Here is a 21,714-nt window from a genome sequence, read left to right on the forward strand (position 1 = left end):
CTCTTTGGGATATCCACATCACCTGCAGATTTTGACGTCAAATCCAGGAGTAAAACGATTTTTTAATCGTCTTAAGTCTCTCTTAATGCTCCCCCGCTAGCATGACACCATCGCATCCTTAGCGGCCGCTTTACGACTGTCAACGCGCCATTCAGGAGTAAGACATGAGCTTTTACCAACAACTACAATCCGCCACCTCAGCCTCGCAGCAACTCATGATGTCCGCGCCGGTTATTCACGCCTGCCGCCAGGGGACCATTACCGGGGAAATGTACGTTGCTTTTCTGACGCAGATTTATCACCACGTCAGCTATACCGTGCCACTGTTGATGGCCGCGAGCGGGCGTGTTCCCCAGCATCAGGAGTGGGCACGTCAGGCACTAACGACGTACCTCGACGCCGAGTATGGCTACAAGGCGTCGCTTCGCCGCAAAATTCGTGCCTGTGGTATTGAAATGGATACCTGGCGTCAGCGTGCGGTCGCTGAGTGGATCGAGTTGATGGCCGCTTACTTTTACGATCAGATCCAGCGCGGCAACCCCATGAGCATCTTCGGCCTGATGCACGTACTGGAAGGTCTCAATCTCAACATTACGACCAGCACCACAGGTCAATCGCCATCACGGGCTCCGACGAATCAGACGCCGCTTCCTTGCTTCGCCACACTGATGGATAACATTAACGACTCAGCCGATCAGGCCGCCATCATCCACGCCGCTCACGTGGTTTATCGGCTGTACGGCGATATGCTGCACAGCCTCACGGAGCACTAAGCTATGAAACTCGACAATAAACGTATTCTATTGACTGGCGCCAGCAGCAACCTGGGTCAGGCGCTGGCGATGGCACTGGCCGCCAAAGGCGCCAGGTTATACCTGGTAGGCCGTAACGAACAGGCGTTGCTGGCGTTACAGCGCAGACTGCCTGATGCCGGTCATCACAATATTTTGCTGGCAGACCTCTGTAACGAACAGGATCTCGACGCGCTGGCAGAGTGTTTTCCGGAAAACGCCAGGCTGGACGTGCTGATTAACAACACCGACACCTCGACCTTTAGCGCGTTTAACGATCAAAGCCACGACACGATTCGCCAGCAGCTCATGCTAAACACCGAGGTGCCGATCCTGCTGACGCATGCATTGCTCGGCTGTATCAACACACCCGGCATTATCATGAATATTGGCTCCACGCTGGACGGGATCGGCTACCCTGGATACAGCGTATATTGCGCCAGCAAATTCGCTTTACGCGGATTTAGTGAGGCACTGCACCGCGAACTGTCATCAAAAGGCGTTAAAGTATTGCACCTTGCTCCCAGAGCCGTCGACACCAAAGGCAATACATCCACCGCCAGCAGGCTGATGCAGGAACTGGGCTATCGTAGCGACCGTCCTGACTGGGTAGCCGATCGCATGGTTAACGCGCTGGAGCGGGAAACGTTACGCCAATGGCTGGGGTGGCCAGAAAAAGTGTTTGTGGCGCTAAATGCACTATTGCCCACGGTGGTGGATAAAGCCATCCGGCGCCAGTTGGCCGTGATCCAGCGTTATATAACATCACAAAAAAAATAGGGAAATCGTACATGACTCTGCGTTCGATGGTGCTACTGTTTAGCGGATTACTGGCAACCGGCATGACCTATGCCGGCGATATGTCGATGGATATCCATCGGCAATGGTCAGTCTGCCAGTACAGAACGCCAGCGAGCATGAAAGAAGCCTGTTTCGCCACACTCAGCCAACAGGCGCAGGAACTGGCGGAAAATTACCCCAACCGCGCGGACTATTTGATCTCGTCGGCAATGGTGGAGAGTAGCTGGGCGGGAGTCAAAGACGGTATGGAAGCGCTCAATCTGGCCGGGCAAGCCAAAAGCCTGCTGGAACAAGCCATTGTTATTGATCCACAAGCACTCAATGGCGCGGCTTATACCATCCTCGGGGTACTTTACTATCAGGTACCGGGCTGGCCGCTAGGGTTTGGTGACGATAAAAAAGCGGAGCGATACCTCAAAACCGCCTTGAAAGTGAACCCCACCAGCATTGACGCTAACTTCTTTTACGGCGACTTTCTGCTGAAAGCCGGGCGCAAAACGGAAGCCAGACAATACCTGAACACTGCGCTGACCGTCGCGCCGCGTCCGGGGCGTGAAATTGCCGATCAGGGGCGTCGCGCAGAGGCCGAAAAGGCGCTGGCGCAGTTAAGATAAACAACAGCGACTCCCTTCGGGTTCAACCTACACGGTGGTTTCGTGCCACCTCTGTCATTACTTAACCGCCTTGTACTTCCTCGTGTCGTTTTTTTCACCTTTTATTGATACATCCAGATTAAAACAGCTAACATCTTCACGAGGAAACGGGGTAGCGGACCGCTTTAATGTAAATAAAGGTAAAAGCCGACAAAAAGGCACCACCAGTGACGAAAACCAGAATAAAAACAAAAAATTATAGAAAAAAATGAGGAGAATATCTGTGGTGAAAACAGCGTGCTTCACATAAAAGCAACAGAGAAATAGCGTCTACAGTGGGATTTAGGATAGCGAAGTCTGAAAAGCAAAGGAAACGGTGAAAAAAACACCACACCAGACAATAAAAACAAAAAAACTCGCTATCGGTAAGATGCGAGTTTCATGTTAACGATAATCGGGTTTTATCGTTTTAAAATGGTCGGTGAGAGAGGATTCGAACCTCCGACCCCTTCGTCCCGAACGAAGTGCGCTACCAGGCTGCGCCACTCACCGAATGCGGGGCGCATATTACTGCTCCCCTACTATAGCGTCAATCCTTTTTCATAGGCTTTTTTATAAAAGCCGACAGGTTGATGACAAAGTGTCCGACCCGGCAGCCAGACGCCGTATACGCGCCTAAACGCGCTTATTCCCGTCATGATTTCACGCCTTGCTCATTAAGCCACGTCAGTTGACGGACTATCTCGGGGTGGTGCAGAAAATCCCGAATACGTTGTGCTCGCCGCACGCCAATCCCCGAAAATTGCTGCCATTGTGCGACAGATCGTTGCTGTAATTGCTCGAACGAAGCGCCATCCAACGCCTGTCGGGCACTGGATGGTAACGGCAACCCTAACGCCAGCAACCACTGACGCAACGGCTGGCGACGCGCCCGCTGGAACTGGTGATAAATCCGCTCTACGTGTTGTTTATCAAAATCACCGCCTGCCGCCAGCTGCGCAGGCTCAAGCGCCAGCCAGGAAACGACATCAATGACCTTACCCTGCTGTATCAGCCGTCGCCAGGTGCCCTCACTGATACCGCTGAGCGACAGCCCATTACGTCCGCTCATCCACACCAGTCGGGCCAGAAACTGTGGCTGACATGCCTTGCTCCATTGCAAGCAACTGAATACATCAAAAGATGACGCCACCGGAACGCTAATCGCCTCACGTACCGCACCGCGCCACACCACCGCGTCCAGTCGGGGAATCCCCAATCCTGCCAGACTGATGCTGACCCGATCACCCGGTAATACATCCCACTGCCGCCAGCGGGATACCGAACCGAGATTGACCCGACTCACGTTCTTGTCATCCAGCATCATGGGTTGTACCTGCAACACGACCGTCATTCTGCCGGTACGCCCGATCTCGACATCAACACCGGTGACTTCCGTTACCCGATTCACTAACGGGTATTTCCAGGCTACGGCCCACTCAGCTGGCGTATCCTGCCAGTAACGCCCGGCGGGCTCCTGCGACTGATGCAATACCACGCCATCGGTTACAAACGGCAGCGGCGCTTGATACCAGCGTTCACGCCATCGCGCCGCCTCTTCAAAGGAAGCAATGGGCTGGGTGTAGTCTGCTGTTAGCCCAAATCCCAGTTCCCGTAATGCCGCAAGCCGCGTCGACATGTCTGCCGGGCCGTCAGGCCAGGCCCAGATGAACACGTCAATGCGAGACAACAACGGTGACGGTTGTTTTCGCCGCATTTCACCCGCGACCTGAGCCCGTGCATTGATGCCGCCGGTCTGCTGCTGACGGTGCGCCGTCACCGACAAATACAGCTCCCCCTGCAACACCAGACGACCCGATATACCGGAAAGTTGCTGCGGCACGGCATTCATCTGACGTACTTTATCTGTCCAGTCTTCCCCCTGCCGACCGTTGCCGCGACTGATGGCGCTAACCAATTTTCCTTGTTCATACACCAGCGTCACCGCTACACCGTCGATTTTAGGTTGTATCCACAGGTTACGATGCTGGGCTATCCACTGTTTCAGTTCCGCCGGTTCAGTCAGTTTTTTCAGGCCGGTATGCGCCACCGGGTGTGGTTGCTTACCACTTGATGGCAGGCTAACCGCAAAGCCGTCGGCGTCCGCCTGAAAACACACCTGCCAGGTCGCCAGCGTTTGGCGCAGTTGATCATAGACCTGATCGTCAACCGGGCTCTGGCCACGGTCATAATAAGCATTGTCCCACTGCGTCAGTTGTTGCCCCAGCCGGGCTATCTCCTGTTCAGCCCGTGCGGGGGACCATGCCGGACAAGGCTCTGCCTTAACCCATCCGCTGGTCACACACCACAACATGACGACCAACGCGTATCGATATCGCATCACTTTTCCTCCCTGAGCGAAAACCCAGGCATTAATCCGCAGACAACCAGAAAATACGAGCGTAAAAATCAGGCGATGCGAACTAAGCCGCACAGTATTGGGTACTTTGCAGCAAGCGGCAGAAAAACGGGAAAGCGGCCCGCAAAGTAAACAAAGGTGGGGTGACAGATAACGGGTGGAGTATCAGGCTATGTTTCACCACGCGACGGCCTACACAGCGGCGTGTATAATGCGGAAAAACGCGCAACTGGTTGCATCTCTTCTTCCATCTTTATCAGACGCAGAATTCATTATGGCTCAAGGCACGTTGTATATTGTTTCCGCCCCCAGTGGTGCAGGGAAATCGAGTTTAATTCAGGCGCTGTTGAAAACACAGCCGCTCTATGACACCCAGGTTTCCATTTCGCACACCACACGCGCCATGCGCCCGGGTGAAGTTCACGGTGAACACTACTTCTTCGTCCCGACAGATGAATTTAAGCAGATGATCGCAGCGGATGACTTTCTGGAATACGCTGAGGTTTTCGGCAATTATTACGGTACGTCCCGCGCGGCTATCGAACAGGTGCTTTCCACCGGCGTTGACGTCTTTCTGGACATTGACTGGCAGGGCGCACGCCAGATCCGCGAGCGCATGCCGCAAGCCCGCAGTATTTTCATTCTGCCGCCTTCGCAAGACGAACTGGAACGTCGCCTGCGCGGGCGCGGTCAGGACAGCGAAGAGGTCATTGCCCGCCGGATGAAGCAGGCGGTGGCAGAAATGAGCCATTACGCTGAATACGATTATCTTATTGTGAATGACGATTTCGATCTGGCATTACTGGATCTGAAAACCATTATTCGCGCCGAGCGTCTGCGCCTGAGCCGCCAGAAAGTTCGACATGACGCTTTAATCACCAAACTATTGGCAGACTGACGGCACTTTCAGTATGATGCCCAGTCATTTTATTTCCCCACTGGAGTACACACTATGGCACGCGTAACTGTTCAGGACGCTGTAGAAAAAATTGGTAACCGTTTTGACCTGGTGCTGGTCGCCGCTCGTCGCGCCCGTCAGATCCAGGTGGGTGGCAAAGATCCACTGGTTCCGGAAGAAAACGATAAGTACACCGTGATTGCCCTGCGCGAAATTGAAGAAGGCCTGATCAACGGTCAGATTCTGGACACCCGTGAACGCCAGGAACAACAGGAACAGGAAGCAGCGGAAATTCAGGCAGTTACCGCCATCGCTGAAGGTCGTCGTTAATTCGCATTCGGTCGTGAGTCGCCCTTGTATCTGTTTGAAAGCCTCAATCTGCTGATTCAGCGTTATCTGCCAGAAGAGCAGATAAAACGTCTCAAGCAGGCTTATCTCGTTGCACGTGACGCTCACGAGGGCCAGACACGCTCCAGCGGTGAGCCCTATATCACGCATCCGGTGGCGGTAGCCTGTATTTTGGCTGAAATGCGTCTCGACTATGAAACGCTGATGGCCGCCTTGCTGCATGATGTCATCGAAGATACGCCCGCCACCTACCAGGATATGGAACAGCTGTTCGGCAAAAGCGTGGCTGAACTGGTGGAAGGCGTCTCCAAGCTGGATAAGCTGCAATTCCGCGATAAGAAAGAAGCGCAGGCAGAAAACTTCCGCAAAATGATCATGGCGATGGTGCAGGATATCCGCGTCATTCTGATCAAACTGGCCGACCGCACCCATAACATGCGAACACTGGGATCGTTGCGTCCGGACAAACGCCGACGCATCGCCCGGGAAACGCTGGAAATTTACAGTCCGCTCGCGCACCGTCTCGGTATTCATCATCTGAAGACTGAGCTCGAAGAGCTGGGCTTTGAAGCGCTCTACCCCAACCGCTACCGCGTCATTAAAGAGGTGGTGAAAGCCGCCCGCGGCAACCGTAAGGAGATGATTCAGAAGATCCTCTCCGAAATTGAAGGGCGTTTGAAAGAAGCGGGCATCAGTTGTCGCGTCAGCGGCCGCGAAAAGCATCTGTACTCCATTTATTGCAAGATGCACCTGAAAGAACAGCGCTTTCATTCAATTATGGATATCTATGCCTTTCGGGTGATCGTGCGGGAAGTCGATACCTGCTATCGCGTGCTGGGGCAGGTACACAGCTTATACAAACCGCGCCCGGGCCGCGTGAAAGACTATATCGCTATCCCTAAAGCTAACGGCTATCAGTCGCTCCATACCTCCCTTATCGGGCCACATGGCGTACCGGTGGAAGTCCAGATCCGTACCGAGGACATGGACCAGATGGCGGAAATGGGGGTTGCGGCGCATTGGGCTTACAAAGAAGGCGAAAGCAGCAGCACCACGGCACAGGTGCGCGCTCAACGCTGGATGCAAAGCCTGTTGGAACTGCAGCAAAGCGCCGGGAGCTCTTTCGAATTCATCGAAAGTGTTAAATCAGACCTGTTCCCAGACGAAATTTACGTGTTCACGCCAGAAGGCCGCATTGTCGAGCTGCCTGCTGGCGCGACACCGGTGGACTTCGCTTACGCGGTACACACCGACATCGGTCACGCCTGCGTCGGTGCACGCGTCGACCGCCAGCCTTATCCGCTGTCTCAGGCGTTGTCCAGCGGGCAAACCATCGAAATCATCACCGCGCCGGGTGCTCGCCCGAACGCTGCCTGGCTCAACTTTGTCGTCAGTTCGAAAGCCCGCGCCAAGATTCGCCAGATGCTGAAAAACCTCAAGCGTGACGATTCTGTCAGCCTGGGGCGCCGTCTGATTAACCATGCATTGGGCAGCGGCCGCAAACTGTCCGACATTCCGGAGCAAAACATTCAGCGAGAGCTGGAGCGTATGAAGCTCGCCTCCCTGGATGACCTGTTGGCGGAAATCGGTCTGGGTAATGCCATGAGCGTGGTGGTAGCGCGCAATTTACTGGAAGAACACACTGAAAACGGTACGACCGGCATCCGCAAACTGCCTATCAAGGGTGCCGACGGCGTCTTGATCACCTTCGCTAAGTGCTGCCGCCCCATCCCCGGCGACCCGATTATCGCGCATGTCAGCCCCGGCAAAGGGCTGGTGATTCATCATGAATCCTGCCGCAACATCCGGGGCTACCAGAAAGAGCCTGAGAAATTCATGGCGGTAGAGTGGGATGAGGTAACCGAGCAAGATTTCATGACGGAAATCAAGGTCGACATGTTCAACCATCAGGGGGCATTGGCCAACCTGACGGCGGCGATCAGCGCATCGAACTCCAATATTCAGAGTATCAACACTGAAGAACGGGATGGCCGGGTGTACAGCGCCTTTATTCGCCTCACCACACGCGACCGTATCCATCTTGCGAATATTATGCGCAAGATCCGCGTGATGCCGGACGTGATTAAAGTCAACCGTAACCGAAATTAGCCAGTTATGACCCCAGAACGTTATACGCGTATCCGCGAGATGCTTAACAACCGTCAGCCTGACCTGACTGTGTGCATGGAGCAGGTGCATAAGCCACACAACGTATCCGCCGTTATCCGTACCGCCGATGCCGTTGGTGTACATCAGGTGCATGCCGTGTGGCCCACCAGTCGCATGAAAACCCTGGTGTCTACCGCGGCTGGCAGCAACAGTTGGGTTCAAGTCAAAACCCACCGTACGATTCAGGACGCTGCCCGCCATCTGAAAACGCAGGGGATGCAAATTCTGGCGACCAATCTGTCCGCCGACGCGGTCGACTTCCGCGATGTGGATTACACACGCCCGACCTGTATCCTGCTTGGCCAGGAAAAAACCGGTATCTCTGGCGAGGCGTTGGCTCTCGCTGATCAGGACATCATCATTCCGATGATCGGTATGGTGCAGTCGCTGAACGTGTCGGTGGCTTCCGCCCTGATTCTGTATGAAGCGCAACGCCAGCGTCAGTTGGCAGGGATGTACCAGCGTGAAGACAGCCCCCTGGATGAGGAAGAGCAACAGCGCCTGCTGTTTGAGGGGGGTTATCCGGTACTGGCCCGCGTCGCCAAACGCAAAGGGCTGCCGCGCCCGCATATTGACCAGACCGGCCAGGTGATTGCCGATGCGCCCTGGTGGGCGGCGATGCAATCCACGGAGCAATAATGGATAGCCGCCTGCTGCATACCCAGCCGTTGAGCACCCTTGCCGGCGTCGGGGCCAGCCAGGCGGAAAAACTGGCCCGCCTTGGTCTGGAAACGGTGCAGGATCTGCTGCTGCATCTGCCTCTTCGCTACGAAGACCGCACCCATCTTTATCACATTAACGATCTGTTGCCGGGCATGTACGCTACGGTAGAAGGCGATGTGCTGCGCAGCGATATCACCTTCGGCCAACGCCGAATGCTGACCTGCCAAATCAGCGACGGCAGCGGCATGCTCACGCTACGTTTCTTTAATTTCAACGCGGCTATGAAAAATAGCCTGTCGCCGGGCCAGCGCGTACTGGCTTATGGGGAAATACGACGCGGCAAGCTGGGCGGCGAAATGATCCATCCGGAATACCGGGTGCAGGGCGAAAGCGCGACTGTCGAGCTGCAAGAAACACTGACGCCGGTTTATCCCACCACCGAGGGCGTGCGGCAGGCGACGCTGCGTAAGCTGACCGACCAGGCGCTCAAACTGCTGGATACCCATCCGATTGACGAACTCCTGCCCCAGGAAATGCGCCACGGATTGATCAGCCTGCCAGATGCGTTACGCACCCTGCACCGCCCACCACCGGATGTAAAGCTGGCGGAATTGGAACAGGGGAAGCACCCGGCACAGCAACGTCTGGTGATGGAAGAACTTCTGGCACACCACCTGAGTATGCTGGCGGTACGCGCGGGTGCACAGCGCCACCGGGCGCTGGCGCTGGATACCAAAGACGACCTGAAGCAACAACTGCTGGCCGCGCTGCCGTTCAGCCCGACCGGCGCGCAACAACGGGTGGTGGCGGAAATCGAACAGGATATGAATCAACCCTTTCCGATGATGCGTCTGGTTCAGGGCGATGTCGGCTCCGGTAAAACACTGGTCGCAGCGTTGGCGGCGTTGCGGGCCATCGCTCACGGCAAACAGGTGGCGTTGATGGCACCAACGGAATTGCTGGCTGAGCAACATGCCGCCAATTTCCGTCGCTGGTTCGAACCACTGGGCATTGAGGTGGGCTGGCTCGCGGGCAAGCAAAAGGGTAAGGCGCGGCAAGCCCAGCAGGAGGCTATCGCCAGTGGACAGGTTTCCATGGTGATCGGCACCCATGCTATTTTTCAGCAACAGGTTCAGTTCAGCGGCCTGGCGTTGGTGATTATCGACGAACAACACCGATTTGGCGTGCATCAGCGGCTGGCGTTGTGGGAAAAAGGCGAAGAGCAGGGCTTCCACCCTCACCAGTTGATCATGACTGCCACACCGATTCCCCGCACACTGGCGATGACCGCCTATGCCGACCTGGACACCTCGGTCATCGATGAGCTGCCACCGGGCCGCACACCGGTAACCACCGTCGCCATTCCCGACACCCGCCGCGCCGACATCATTGAGCGGGTGCGCCATGCCTGTCTGCAAGAAGGGCGGCAGGCATACTGGGTCTGCACCCTGATTGAAGAATCCGAACTGTTGGAAGCACAGGCGGCCGAAGCGACCTGCCAGGAACTAAAAGCCGCGTTACCCGAGCTCACGGTTGGTCTGGTACATGGCCGGATGAAAGCCCAGGAAAAACAGGCCGTCATGGAAGCATTCAAAACCAACCAACTGCACCTGTTGGTCGCAACGACAGTAATTGAAGTGGGCGTGGATGTGCCGAATGCCAGCCTGATGATCATCGAAAACCCGGAGCGACTGGGGTTGGCGCAGTTACACCAGTTGCGTGGCCGCGTCGGCCGTGGTGCCGTCGCCTCCCACTGCGTATTACTGTACAAATCGCCACTAAGTAAAACCGCGCAAATGCGGCTTCAGGTTCTGCGCGATAGCAATGATGGCTTCGTCATCGCCCAGCGCGACCTGGAAATTCGCGGGCCCGGCGAACTGCTCGGCACCCGTCAGACCGGTAACGCTGCCTTCAAGGTGGCAGATTTACTGCGCGATCAGGCTTTGATTCCGCAAGTCCAACGGGTATCACGCCATATCCATGAGCACTACCCGGAACACGCCAGAGCACTGATCGAGCGCTGGCTGCCAGAACGCACCCGTTATACCAACGCCTGATAACGTAGAAAGCATTTTTATTGCTTTGCCCTCATCCCGGCATTGTTACCCATATCATGAATAAAAGGATTATGCCCCGGTTGGGTTTATCTGTTTGCGACGATGATTCCCGGTGATAAGTAAATCCCATTCCGCAATCGATTGCTTTTACAGAGCAGATGATTAAAATGCGTTTTTTGCCGTTCAGGAGCGCCCCGCAATATGAGTCTTTCCACCACCGAGCTACCCCAGACTGACGCCGTTACCCCGGCAAACAGCGAGCTGATTTACCGTCTGGAGGACCGGCCTCCTTTACCGCAGACGCTGTTCGCCGCTTGCCAGCATCTGTTGGCGATGTTCGTCGCGGTCATCACCCCGGCGTTACTGATTTGTCAGGCGTTGGGCCTGCCAGCACAGGATACGCAGCACATCATCAGCATGTCACTGTTCGCTTCCGGTCTGGCTTCCATTTTGCAAATCAAAACCTGGGGACCGGTCGGCTCCGGCCTGTTGTCCATTCAGGGGACCAGCTTCAACTTTGTTACCCCGCTGATTATGGGCGGTATGGCGCTGAAAAATGGTGGTGCGGATGTGCCGACGATGATGGCGGCGCTATTCGGCACGCTGATGGTAGCCTCTTGCACCGAAATTCTGCTGTCACGCGTTTTGCACCTGGCTCGCCGCATTATTACACCGCTGGTTTCCGGTATCGTCGTGATGATCATCGGCCTGTCGCTGATTCAGGTTGGCCTGACATCAATCGGCGGTGGTTTTGCCGCTATGAGTAACCATACGTTTGGGGCACCGAAGAACCTGCTGCTGGCAGCCATCGTTCTGGTGGTGATTATCATCCTGAACCGCCAGCGTAACCCTTATTTGCGCGTGGCATCGCTGGTTATCGCAATGGCCGTCGGTTATCTGGCCGCCTGGCTGATGGGTATGCTGCCGGAAAGCACTGGCACATCCAGCCACTCGCTGATTAACGTCCCCACCCCGTTGTACTATGGCCTTGGTTTTGACTGGAATCTGTTGATCCCACTGATGCTGGTATTCATGGTGACCTCGCTGGAAACCATCGGTGATATCACCGCCACTTCCGACGTCTCCGAGCAACCAGTCAGCGGCCCGCTCTACATGAAGCGCCTGAAGGGCGGCGTACTGGCAAACGGCCTCAATTCTTGCCTGTCTGCCGTGTTCAATACCTTCCCCAACTCCTGCTTTGGGCAAAACAATGGCGTGATTCAGCTAACCGGGGTTGCCAGTCGCTATGTCGGTTTCGTGGTGGCATTGATGCTGATCGTACTGGGTCTGTTCCCGGCGGTGAGCGGTTTTGTGCAGCATATTCCAGAACCGGTACTGGGCGGCGCGACTATCGTCATGTTCGGTACTATCGCCGCGTCTGGGGTGCGCATTGTCTCCCGCGAGCCGCTTAATCGTCGCGCTATTATGATTATCGCGCTGTCGCTGGCCGTTGGTCTGGGTGTCTCCCAACAGCCATTGATTTTGCAGTTCGCGCCAGACTGGTTGAAAACCCTGCTGTCATCAGGTATTGCTGCGGGCGGTATCACAGCAATCGTGTTGAATCTGGTGTTCCCTCACGAAAAAGAGTAAAGCGCGCTTCCAGAAATTTTTCCTCTTACGTGATAATAAGGGCCGATGGCGGTATACCCTAAATAGTTCGAGTTTCAGGACAAAACGTGTTGCGTTTTGAACAACGCAACGCGTTGGCCCTTCAGGGCAAGGCGCATTGAGCCTTGTAACGTGGCAAGGGAAGGAATCCCGATGAGCTTACTCAGGTAAGTGATTCGGGTGACTGAGCGCAGCCAACGCACCTGTAACTTGAAGTATGACGGGTATAACATCGGCCCTTATTTATTGTCTGTAATAAGTTACCTGTTGAGATGACTGGATAATTACGGCATAACACGATCATCCCTTGCGAATGGCGCGGACTTAAGCAATGAAATTTATCGGGAAACTTCTTCTCACACTGCTGTTACTGGCGCTACTGGCTGTGGTGGTGCTGTATGTCCTGGCCCAGACTGAATGGGGAGCCAGGCATATCAGTCAGTGGGTTAATCAACGTACCGAATACCACGTGTCATTCAGAAAGATGGCGCATGAGTGGTCTTCGCCCGGCAGTATTCAATTGCTGGATGTCAGTTTCGGCCACAAAAACCAACCGATAACACTGGTCGCGCAACGTGTTTCGGTGGGGTTCAGCGTACGCCAGATTACCGACCCTCGTCATTTTTCCAGTCTGGTGCTGGAAGGCGGAACTCTCAATCTGGGACAGACCGATTTCACCTTGCCGATTGAAGCCGATGTTCTGCAACTGAAAACCATGGCGCTGCATGCGCAAGATGGCGACTGGCGCCTGAAAGGCGAGCAGGTCACCGGGGGGATAACCCCGTGGCAGCCGGAGCCCGGCTACCTTTTGGGTAAGAAAGCCGCTTTCCAGCTTAGCGCTCACTCTTTGCTGCTCAATGATCTGCCCGCCAGCAAGGTCTTGGTACAAGGGCAGTTTGCCAACCAACAACTGACGCTGGAGAATTTCGGGGCCGACGTGGCGCGTGGGGAACTGACGGGAAATGCTTCCCGAGCTGCGGACGGCAGTTGGCTGGTCAATAATCTGCGACTGAGCAATGTCCGGTTGCAAACCCGACAGTCGATGGCGGATTTCTGGCAACCCGTCACTCGTCTGCCTGCCGTCACCGTCAATCGCTTTGACCTGATTGATGCCCGCATCGAAGGGCAAAACTGGGCATTTACCGATCTGGACGTCACCCTACAGAATGTGACATTCCGGCAAAATAGCTGGCAGAGTGACGACGGCTCGCTGTCATTCAACGCCACCGATATCGTCAATGGCAACATGCATCTGGTTGATCCGATCGTCAGTCTGGATTTGTCAAAACAGGGCGTAAACATCAAACAGTTTTCCACCCGTTGGGAAGGCGGCCTGCTGCGTACCAGCGGCAACTGGCAGCGCAGCAATCAACGACTGACGCTGGATGAGCTGGTGGTGGCAGGCATGGAATACACGCTACCGGAAGATTGGCGCCAACGCTGGCAACAAACGCTACCCGACTGGCTGTCAGAAGTGGAATTGCGGAAATTCACCGCCAATCACAACCTGCTGATTGATATCACCCCCGCGTTCCCGTTCCAGCTCACCGCCCTGGACGGCTTCGGCAGTAATCTGCTGCTGGCACGTAACCATCAGTGGGGCGTGTGGCAAGGCTCGTTGAACCTGAATGCCAGTGACGCCACCTTCAACAAGGCGGATGTTCGTCGTCCCTCACTGGCGTTAAACGCTAACGACAACCAAATCACGCTAACGGACCTGAGCGCGTTTACCCAAACCGGCTTACTGGAAGCCAAAGCGGTGATCGCACAGCAGCCCGCGCGAGCATTTACGCTGGACCTGAACGGCAAAGCCGTCGCATTTGATATTCTGACTCGCTGGGGCTGGCCGACACCTACCAGTGCACCCACCGGCAACACCAATCTGCAGTTACATCTGAATGGTCGACTGGAAGCGGCAAGCCCGCTGAAACCTACACTCAACGGTACGCTGCAAGGCGTCGATAGCGCCGGACATCCCATCAATCAGACGATGCATCAGGGCACAGTGGCAGACAGTGCGCCCGCCGCCCCTTCGGTACCTGCTGAACCCGCCTCGGCACCAACGGCGCCTGCCGTACAGCCTTAATTACCAAACCGCATAAAAACACACAGCCACCGTCCTGGTGGCTGTTTCAATTTATCGTCATCACTTATCGTCGGCGTTGAATCAACGAATGGCAGAACCGCCTTGCTCCAGTGATTCATTCTGATCTGGCGGCAACACAATGTAGGTACCATCAAATACGGCACCTTTTTTATCATTGCCGAACAGTTCCACCTGTAACTGAACCCGTGCTTTACGACCACGAGCCAGCCTATCCAAATCACCACTCAGCGACCCTAAATCCGCCACCGCGCTGGGACGTCCGGTTACCGGTGTGCTGTAGCGAATATGCGCATCCGCCAGAATAATGGTGCCGCCCAGTTGCCGTTCGCGCAGCAGCAACCAAATAAGCCCCCACCCGGTCAGGGTCGCCAGTGAGAACATGCTACCGGCAAACAGCGTATGGTGCGGATTCTGGTTCCCCGTTTCCGGCATCGTGGTAATAAATTTCTGCCCGGTGTACTGGCTGATGCGCACACCCATTTTTTCACTCAACGGAATATGGTTGTACCATGCCTGCTGTAACTGACCACACCAGTCAGGGCGATGCAGAATGTCATCCAGCGTTGCCACTGGTTTAATCATCAGAAAATGACGCACCGGCGTGGTCATCGGTGTGGTGATTTCACCCTGATTCACAAAGCCAAGGCGGGAAAAAAACGCCATCGCATCCTCGCGGGCGCTACACACCACCCGCTTTACGCCTTCCTGACGCGCCACCGACTCCAACGCCATCGCCATCAGGGTTCCGAGCCCTTTACGCTGAACATCCGGATGAACCGCCAGAAATCGTATCGATGCTTCATTTTCAGCATTGATTGAGAGACGGCCAACCGCCACCAAATTACCTTGCCCATCGACAATAGTTTGATGGTGCGCCAGCGCATCATAGGCATCCCGTTCGGAGCCAAGTGGCTGATGTAGCGGTTTACGCAACATTTCCCAGCGAAACTGGTAATAAGCGTCCAGCTCTTCAGCGCTTTCCGGTACTCTCAGGTAGTACATAACCGCCCCTCTCAACGCATACTTATATTGCTGCTAACAGCGTAATATTGCTGCTTAACGTCAGCCTACACCCGCAATCAGGCCATACCTACCGCCAGGACTATACCTATCACAAAGCTATACCTGTCACTAAACTACACCTGCAGCCAAAACGTAACAGGCCCGTCGTTTACCAGAGAAACCTGCATGTCTGCGGCAAAACGGCCTGTTTCCGTCGTCAGCCCATGCTCACGACATTGACCGACAAAATACTGATACAGGCGATCGGCCTCTGCTGGCGCGGCACCACGGGAAAAACTGGGGCGCATCCCTTTTTGCGTATCCGCCACCAGCGTAAACTGCGACACCACCAGCACACTGCCGCCAGCTTGCTGAACATTCACATTCATCTTGCCGTTATCATCACTGAAAATCCGATAGCCGATCACCTTTTCACATAAACGGGTCGCCTTTTGTTCATCATCGCCCTGCTCTACGCCCAGTAATACCAACAGCCCGTGGTTTATCTCCCCGACTATCGCTCCCTCTACCGCCACACTGGCGGCGGAGACTCGCTGAATTAATGCGATCATAACGGCCTTACGACTCCTGCTTAAAAACCTGGCTGGCAAAAAAATCCGGCACCACCTGCCGATCGCTGACCAGAATAGAACGGATACCTAGCGCATTCGCCGCCTCAACATTAGCGGCATTGTCATCAAAAAAGAGTGCGTCACCGGCTGCAAATCCCTCTTCGCACAACACATGGTGGTAAATCGCCGCCTCCGGTTTACGCATACCGATATCCTGAGACAAATAAAGCCTGTCGGCGGCTTGTTGTACTTCGGGGTATTCGCCCGGCCAGAATTGACAGTGCAGGCGATTGGTATTGGAGAGTATTACCACGCGATGGCCTTCCTGCCGCAACCGATGCATGATATCGATCACATCTTTGCGCACACCGATGAAAATTGCCTGCCAACCGGTCGAAAACTGCTCAAAACTGAGTGATATCCCCAACTCATGGCACAATCGCGACGCAAACTCCTCATCGCTAATTTCACCACGCTCGTGCAGCTCGACGGTGTATCCCAGCTCAAAACGCTTACGCAGGGTCGCCAGCGGTGCGCCGCTCAGATTGCTCCACACCCCCAGAACACGATTGAAGTCGATGTCGATTACGACGTTACCTAAATCAAAGATATACAGCATGTGTCCTCCAGACAGGCCAGTAGGGTTTTCACTGTAGCGAGAAAAATCCGTACTGAATAGGGAGGATAAGCAGGATCATAATAAGGTTAAAAAGGGGGCGGGCCAGATACAAGCGCAGGAGCGGTTGCCTTAAAAAAACAAAGGCCCCATAAAGGGGCCTTATCGTAAGGCAGCGCCGTCAAATCCCGTCGTCCGCCTTAGGTATCACTAAAAATAGTGAATTATTCTTCCTTGGTAGAACGGTTCGCACGGCGGCGATCGTTTTCCGTCAGGTGACGCTTACGCAGACGAATCGAGGTCGGCGTTACTTCAACCAGTTCATCGTCATCAATGAACTCCAGCGCCTGCTCCAGTGACATTTTTACCGGCGGTACCAGTACGGTAGCTTCGTCAGTACCAGAAGCACGCATGTTGGTCAGCTTCTTACCGGTCAGACAGTTAACGGTCAGGTCGTTAGAACGTGTATGAATACCGATGATCTGGCCTTCGTACACTTCAGCGCCGTGACCCAGGAACAGCTTACCGCGCTCCTGCAAGCTAAACAGCGCATAAGCAACCGCTTTACCCTGGCCGTTGGAGATCAGCACACCGTTTTGACGCTGGCCGATTTCACCCGGACGGATGTCATCATAGTGGCTGAAGGTGGAATACAGCAGACCGGTACCAGAGGTCATAGTCATGAACTCGGTACGGAAGCCAATCAGGCCACGGCTTGGGATCACGTAATCCAGACGTACGCGACCTTTACCATCGGGGATCATGTCACGCATTTCGCCTTTACGCAGACCCAGCGCTTCCATTACTGAACCCTGATGCTGCTCTTCGATATCCACGGTCACCTGCTCGAACGGCTCCTGACGGCGGCCATCGATGGTACGGAAGATAACTTTCGGGCGGGATACCGCCAGTTCGAAACCTTCACGACGCATGTTTTCGATCAACACGGACAGGTGCAGTTCACCACGGCCAGATACACGGAACGCATCCGGATCTTCGGTTTCTTCCACACGCAGCGCCACGTTGTGCACCAGCTCTTTACGCAGACGATCCAGAATCTGACGTGACGTGACGTATTTGCCTTCCTTGCCGCAGAACGGCGAGGTGTTAACGCAGAAATACATGGTCACGGTCGGTTCGTCTACCGACAGCGCCGGCAGCGCTTCCACGCAGGACGTATCGCAGATAGTGTCGGAAATGTTCAGTTCGCCCAGACCGGTGATAGCAATGATATCGCCCGCTTCTGCCAGTGAACTTTCAATACGCTGCAAACCCAGGTGGCCCAGCACCTGGCTCACTTTACCGTTGCGTACTTTGCCTGCGCTGTCGATGATGCTGACCTGCTGGTTCGGTTTCACCACGCCGCGTTTAATACGGCCGATACCGATAACGCCAACATAGTTGTTGTAGTCCAGCTGGGAGATCTGCATCTGGAACGGACCGTCGAGGTCGACATTCGGCGCTTCAACGTGTTTCACGATGGCTTCAAACAGCGGGGTCATGTCTTCGGCCATATCGTTATGGTCCAGACCGGCGATGCCGTTCAGCGCGGACGCATAAACAATCGGGAAGTCCAACTGCTCGTCGGTGGCACCCAGATTAACAAACAGGTCGAACACCTGATCAACCACCCAGTCAGGACGAGCGCCAGGACGGTCAACCTTATTAATGACAACAATCGGCTTCAGGCCATAGGCAAAAGCTTTCTGGGTCACGAAACGCGTCTGCGGCATCGGGCCGTCCATCGCGTCTACCAGCAGCAGTACAGAGTCCACCATGGACATCACGCGTTCTACCTCGCCGCCGAAGTCGGCGTGCCCTGGGGTATCCACGATATTGATGCGGTAGTCATTCCAGTTGATGGCGGTATTTTTAGCGAGGATGGTAATTCCGCGCTCTTTTTCCAAATCATTGGAGTCCATAACACGTTCAGTGGCGTCATTACGCTCACCCAACGTACCGGACTGTTGCAGCAACTTATCAACCAGGGTTGTTTTTCCATGGTCAACGTGCGCAATAATAGCGATGTTACGCAAATTTTCGATCACAGCTTTGCCTCAGGCATTTTAGAAATAGCGCGCTATTGTACACGTATTAATCGAGCGACTGAACAAGATCACAATCATCTTCCACAAACAACCTGCGAATTACGGGTCTGTGATCCCTTTCACGGTGCAATAAAGCAGCACCCCACAAACTCAGAGCACTAATTAAGTGCAATAACACCAAAATGGTGCACACTTTTGGTGCAGTTAACTATCTTGGTGCAGTTCAGGAGGAGACAAAAAACCAGCAGGAATGCTGGTTAGAACTATTCTTTAAAGTTGGCACAGTTTTCGCTATATGTTTTGTACGGTAACAACATCATTCCACAACGATATTCGTTCCACGACGATAAATGACACAATCGGGAGAACCAAGTATGTCAGTAGAACACGTTTTGACGATGCTGAATGAGCATGAGGTGAAGTTTGTTGACCTTCGCTTCACGGATACCAAAGGCAAAGAGCAGCACGTCACTATTCCGGCCCACCAGGTTAATGCTGACTTCTTCGAAGACGGTAAAATGTTTGATGGTTCCTCGATTGGCGGCTGGAAAGGCATCAACGAATCCGACATGGTGTTAATGCCGGACGCGACTACTGCGGTTATGGATCCGTTCTTCGAAGAACCGACTCTGATCATCCGTTGTGACATTCTGGAACCGGGCACCATGCAGGGTTATGACCGTGACCCTCGCTCCATCGCTAAACGTGCTGAAGACTTCCTGCGCTCTTCCGGTATCGCTGATACCGTACTGTTCGGGCCAGAGCCGGAATTCTTCCTGTTTGACGACGTACGTTTCGGCAGCAGCATCTCCGGTTCCCACGTTGCTATCGACGACATCGAAGGTGCCTGGAACTCCAGCACCAAATACGAAGAAGGCAACAAAGGCCACCGTCCGGCAGTGAAAGGCGGTTACTTCCCGGTTCCGCCGGTAGACTCTGCGCAGGACTTGCGTTCTGCCATGTGTCTGACCATGGAGCAGATGGGCCTGGTAGTTGAAGCGCATCACCACGAAGTAGCGACCGCTGGTCAGAACGAAGTGGCTACCCGCTTCAACACCATGACCAAGAAAGCCGACGAAATCCAGATCTACAAATACGTTGTACACAACGTGGCACACGCCTTCGGCAAAACCGCAACCTTCATGCCGAAACCGATGTTCGGCGATAACGGTTCCGGTATGCACTGCCACATGTCTCTGGCTAAAGACGGTACTAACCTGTTCTCCGGCGACAAATACGGCGGCCTGTCTGAAACCGCGCTGTACTACATCGGCGGTGTAATCAAACACGCTAAAGCCATCAACGCGCTGTCCAACCCGACCACCAACTCCTACAAGCGTCTGGTCCCGGGTTACGAAGCGCCGGTTATGCTGGCTTACTCTGCCCGTAACCGTTCTGCCTCCATCCGTATTCCGGTGGTATCGAGCCCGAAAGCACGTCGTATCGAAGTACGCTTCCCGGACCCGGCTGCTAACCCGTACCTGTGCTTCGCTGCACTGCTGATGGCTGGTCTGGACGGCATCATCAACAAGATCCACCCGGGCGATGCCATGGACAAGAACCTGTACGATCTGCCGCCGGAAGAAGCGAAAGAGATCCCAACCGTAGCAGGCTCTCTGGAAGAAGCGTTGAACGCCCTGAACGCAGACCGCGAGTTCCTGACCCGTGGCGGCGTATTCACTGACGACGCTATCGATGCTTACATCGAACTGCGTATTGCTGAAAACGACCGCGTTCGCATGACGCCGCACCCGGTTGAGTTCGAACTGTACTACAGCGTGTAACATCCCACGCTCTTGACGGCAGGACGAAGAAAATGATGTTCATACTGCCGTCTGATAGCTGTTTTTTATTTATGTTTATTTTTGTTGCCGTGGAAACTTTTCAGCCCATCTTCGGATGGGCTTTTTTCTCCACAAGACATATGACCGTTGCGACTTAACCTACAATCGAGAATAGTGTGCACTAAAATAGTGCGGGAGTCTGCGTTATGGCAACAGGCACGCTGCCCGATGCTGGGCAGATCCTTAATTCTTTAATAAACAGCATCTTGTTGCTGGATAAAGATCTGGCTATTCACTACTCAAACCCAGCGGCGCAACAACTTCTGGCTCAAAGTTCACGTAAACTGTCTGGAACGCCCCTGCCGGATCTGCTCGGTTACTTTTCGTTAAATCTCGACCTGATGCGGGAAAGCCTCGACTCTGGACAAGGTTTTACCGATAACGAAGTCACCATCGTGGTAGATGGTCGGGCACATATCATGTCGCTGACGGCTCAGCGCATTCAGCACGATTTTATCCTGTTGGAAATGGCGCCGATGGATAACCAACGCCGCCTCAGTCAGGAACAGCTACAACATGCCCAGCAACAGGCGGCACGCGATCTGGTGCGCGGTCTGGCGCATGAAATCAAGAACCCACTTGGCGGCCTGCGTGGCGCGGCACAGTTGCTGTCCAAAGCCCTGCCGGACCCGGCGCTGATGGAATACACCAAAGTCATTATCGAACAGGCCGACCGCCTGCGTAATCTGGTAGACCGCTTACTCGGCCCGCAACAGCCTGGGTTGCATGTTACGCAAAGCATTCATCAGGTGGCTGAACGGGTATTCCAGTTAGTCTCGATGGAAAAAGCCGACAACGTGACGCTGGTGCGCGACTACGACCCCAGCCTGCCGGAATTGATGCACGACCCGGATCAGATTGAACAGGTATTGCTGAACATTACTCGCAATGCCATGCAGGCGCTGGGAGAGGAAGGCGGCACCATTACCATACGTACCCGTACCGCGTTTCAGTTGACGCTACATGGCGTGCGCTACCGTCTGGTGGCCCGTATCGACATCGAAGATGACGGCCCCGGTGTGCCAGCCCATCTGCAAGACACGCTATTCTATCCCATGGTGAGTGGTCGTGAAGGCGGTACCGGGCTGGGGTTGTCGATTGCCCGTAACCTTATCGATCAACATTCCGGAAAAATTGAATTTAACAGTTGGCCAGGTCATACCGAATTCTCGGTGTATCTGCCCATTCGCCAGTGAGGT

Annotated in this window: 17 protein-coding genes and 1 tRNA gene; 12 read left to right on the plus strand and 6 right to left on the minus strand. The window is 54.6% G+C overall.

Annotated features, from left to right (window positions below):
* Positions 1–164: 164 nt before the first annotated feature.
* Genes DD586_RS20490 through DD586_RS20500 form a run of 3 tightly spaced genes read left to right on the plus strand, consistent with a single transcriptional unit; the run spans position 165 to position 2,206 of the window.
* A complete protein-coding gene (locus DD586_RS20490) occupies positions 165–773 on the plus strand; it encodes an iron-containing redox enzyme family protein (protein ID WP_012886703.1) in 609 nt (202 codons plus the stop codon).
* A gap of 3 nt (positions 774–776) precedes the next feature.
* Complete coding sequence (locus DD586_RS20495; protein ID WP_012886704.1) at positions 777–1,571, plus strand: SDR family oxidoreductase; 795 nt, start codon at positions 777–779, stop codon at positions 1,569–1,571.
* Positions 1,572–1,582: 11 nt separating this feature from the next.
* A complete protein-coding gene (locus DD586_RS20500; protein ID WP_012886705.1) occupies positions 1,583–2,206 on the plus strand; it encodes a tetratricopeptide repeat protein in 624 nt (207 codons plus the stop codon).
* Positions 2,207–2,660: 454 nt separating this feature from the next.
* Here DD586_RS20500 and DD586_RS20505 read toward each other — a convergent pair.
* Positions 2,661–2,737: transfer RNA gene (locus DD586_RS20505), tRNA-Pro, on the minus strand.
* 142 nt (positions 2,738–2,879) lie between these two features.
* On the minus strand, positions 2,880–4,565 hold the full coding sequence (gene ligB, locus DD586_RS20510; protein ID WP_012886706.1) for an NAD-dependent DNA ligase LigB: 1,686 nt from the start codon (positions 4,563–4,565) through the stop codon (positions 2,880–2,882).
* A 292-nt stretch (positions 4,566–4,857) separates the two neighbouring features.
* Here ligB and gmk point away from each other — a divergent pair, with 292 nt between their 5' ends.
* The 7 genes from gmk to DD586_RS20545 all read left to right on the plus strand — a co-directional run bounded on the left by gmk (position 4,858) and on the right by DD586_RS20545 (position 14,412).
* Positions 4,858–5,481, plus strand: a complete 624-nt coding sequence (gene gmk, locus DD586_RS20515) for a guanylate kinase (protein WP_012886707.1) — start codon at positions 4,858–4,860, stop codon at positions 5,479–5,481.
* A 54-nt stretch (positions 5,482–5,535) separates the two neighbouring features.
* On the plus strand, positions 5,536–5,811 hold the full coding sequence (gene rpoZ / locus DD586_RS20520) for a DNA-directed RNA polymerase subunit omega (protein WP_012886708.1): 276 nt from the start codon (positions 5,536–5,538) through the stop codon (positions 5,809–5,811).
* Between the two features lie 24 nt (positions 5,812–5,835).
* Complete coding sequence (gene spoT, locus DD586_RS20525) at positions 5,836–7,938, plus strand: bifunctional GTP diphosphokinase/guanosine-3',5'-bis pyrophosphate 3'-pyrophosphohydrolase (protein WP_012886709.1); 2,103 nt, start codon at positions 5,836–5,838, stop codon at positions 7,936–7,938.
* Between the two features lie 6 nt (positions 7,939–7,944).
* On the plus strand, positions 7,945–8,637 hold the full coding sequence (gene trmH / locus DD586_RS20530) for a tRNA (guanosine(18)-2'-O)-methyltransferase TrmH (protein WP_012886710.1): 693 nt from the start codon (positions 7,945–7,947) through the stop codon (positions 8,635–8,637).
* The gene (gene recG, locus DD586_RS20535) at positions 8,637–10,718 is read left to right on the plus strand and encodes an ATP-dependent DNA helicase RecG (RefSeq protein WP_012886711.1); all 2,082 of its coding nucleotides are present in this window, start codon (positions 8,637–8,639) and stop codon (positions 10,716–10,718) included. Before trmH ends, recG begins: the two co-directional genes overlap by 1 nt.
* Positions 10,719–10,919: 201 nt before the next feature.
* Complete coding sequence (locus DD586_RS20540) at positions 10,920–12,308, plus strand: nucleobase:cation symporter-2 family protein (protein WP_012886712.1); 1,389 nt, start codon at positions 10,920–10,922, stop codon at positions 12,306–12,308.
* Between the two features lie 349 nt (positions 12,309–12,657).
* Positions 12,658–14,412: an AsmA family protein gene (locus tag DD586_RS20545; RefSeq protein WP_012886713.1), complete on the plus strand. Its 1,755-nt coding sequence runs from the start codon at positions 12,658–12,660 to the stop codon at positions 14,410–14,412.
* An 81-nt stretch (positions 14,413–14,493) separates the two neighbouring features.
* Here DD586_RS20545 and fabY read toward each other — a convergent pair whose 3' ends face one another.
* The 4 genes from fabY to typA form a co-directional block, all read right to left on the minus strand.
* Entirely contained in the window at positions 14,494–15,435 is a 942-nt protein-coding gene (gene fabY / locus DD586_RS20550) for a fatty acid biosynthesis protein FabY (RefSeq protein ID WP_012886714.1), read from the minus strand.
* Positions 15,436–15,569: 134 nt separating this feature from the next.
* Positions 15,570–16,007, minus strand: coding sequence for a D-aminoacyl-tRNA deacylase (gene dtd / locus DD586_RS20555; RefSeq protein ID WP_012886715.1), 438 nt, complete (start codon positions 16,005–16,007; stop codon positions 15,570–15,572).
* A gap of 7 nt (positions 16,008–16,014) precedes the next feature.
* Positions 16,015–16,626, minus strand: a complete 612-nt coding sequence (gene yihX / locus DD586_RS20560; RefSeq protein ID WP_012886716.1) for a glucose-1-phosphatase — start codon at positions 16,624–16,626, stop codon at positions 16,015–16,017.
* A gap of 221 nt (positions 16,627–16,847) precedes the next feature.
* Positions 16,848–18,671 carry a ribosome-dependent GTPase TypA gene (typA, locus tag DD586_RS20565; RefSeq protein ID WP_012886717.1) on the minus strand — a complete coding sequence of 608 codons (1,824 nt, stop codon included), beginning with the start codon at positions 18,669–18,671 and terminating at the stop codon, positions 16,848–16,850.
* Positions 18,672–19,045: 374 nt separating this feature from the next.
* On the opposite strand from typA, the gene glnA reads away from it, so the two are divergent.
* Both glnA and glnL read left to right on the plus strand, forming a co-directional pair.
* The gene (gene glnA / locus DD586_RS20570) at positions 19,046–20,455 is read left to right on the plus strand and encodes a glutamate--ammonia ligase (protein ID WP_012886718.1); all 1,410 of its coding nucleotides are present in this window, start codon (positions 19,046–19,048) and stop codon (positions 20,453–20,455) included.
* A 206-nt stretch (positions 20,456–20,661) separates the two neighbouring features.
* Positions 20,662–21,711 carry a nitrogen regulation protein NR(II) gene (glnL, locus tag DD586_RS20575; RefSeq protein ID WP_012886720.1) on the plus strand — a complete coding sequence of 350 codons (1,050 nt, stop codon included), beginning with the start codon at positions 20,662–20,664 and terminating at the stop codon, positions 21,709–21,711.
* Positions 21,712–21,714: the final 3 nt, after the last annotated feature.

This window comes from Dickeya parazeae Ech586, from assembly GCF_000025065.1.
Taxonomy (GTDB): domain Bacteria; phylum Pseudomonadota; class Gammaproteobacteria; order Enterobacterales; family Enterobacteriaceae; genus Dickeya; species Dickeya zeae.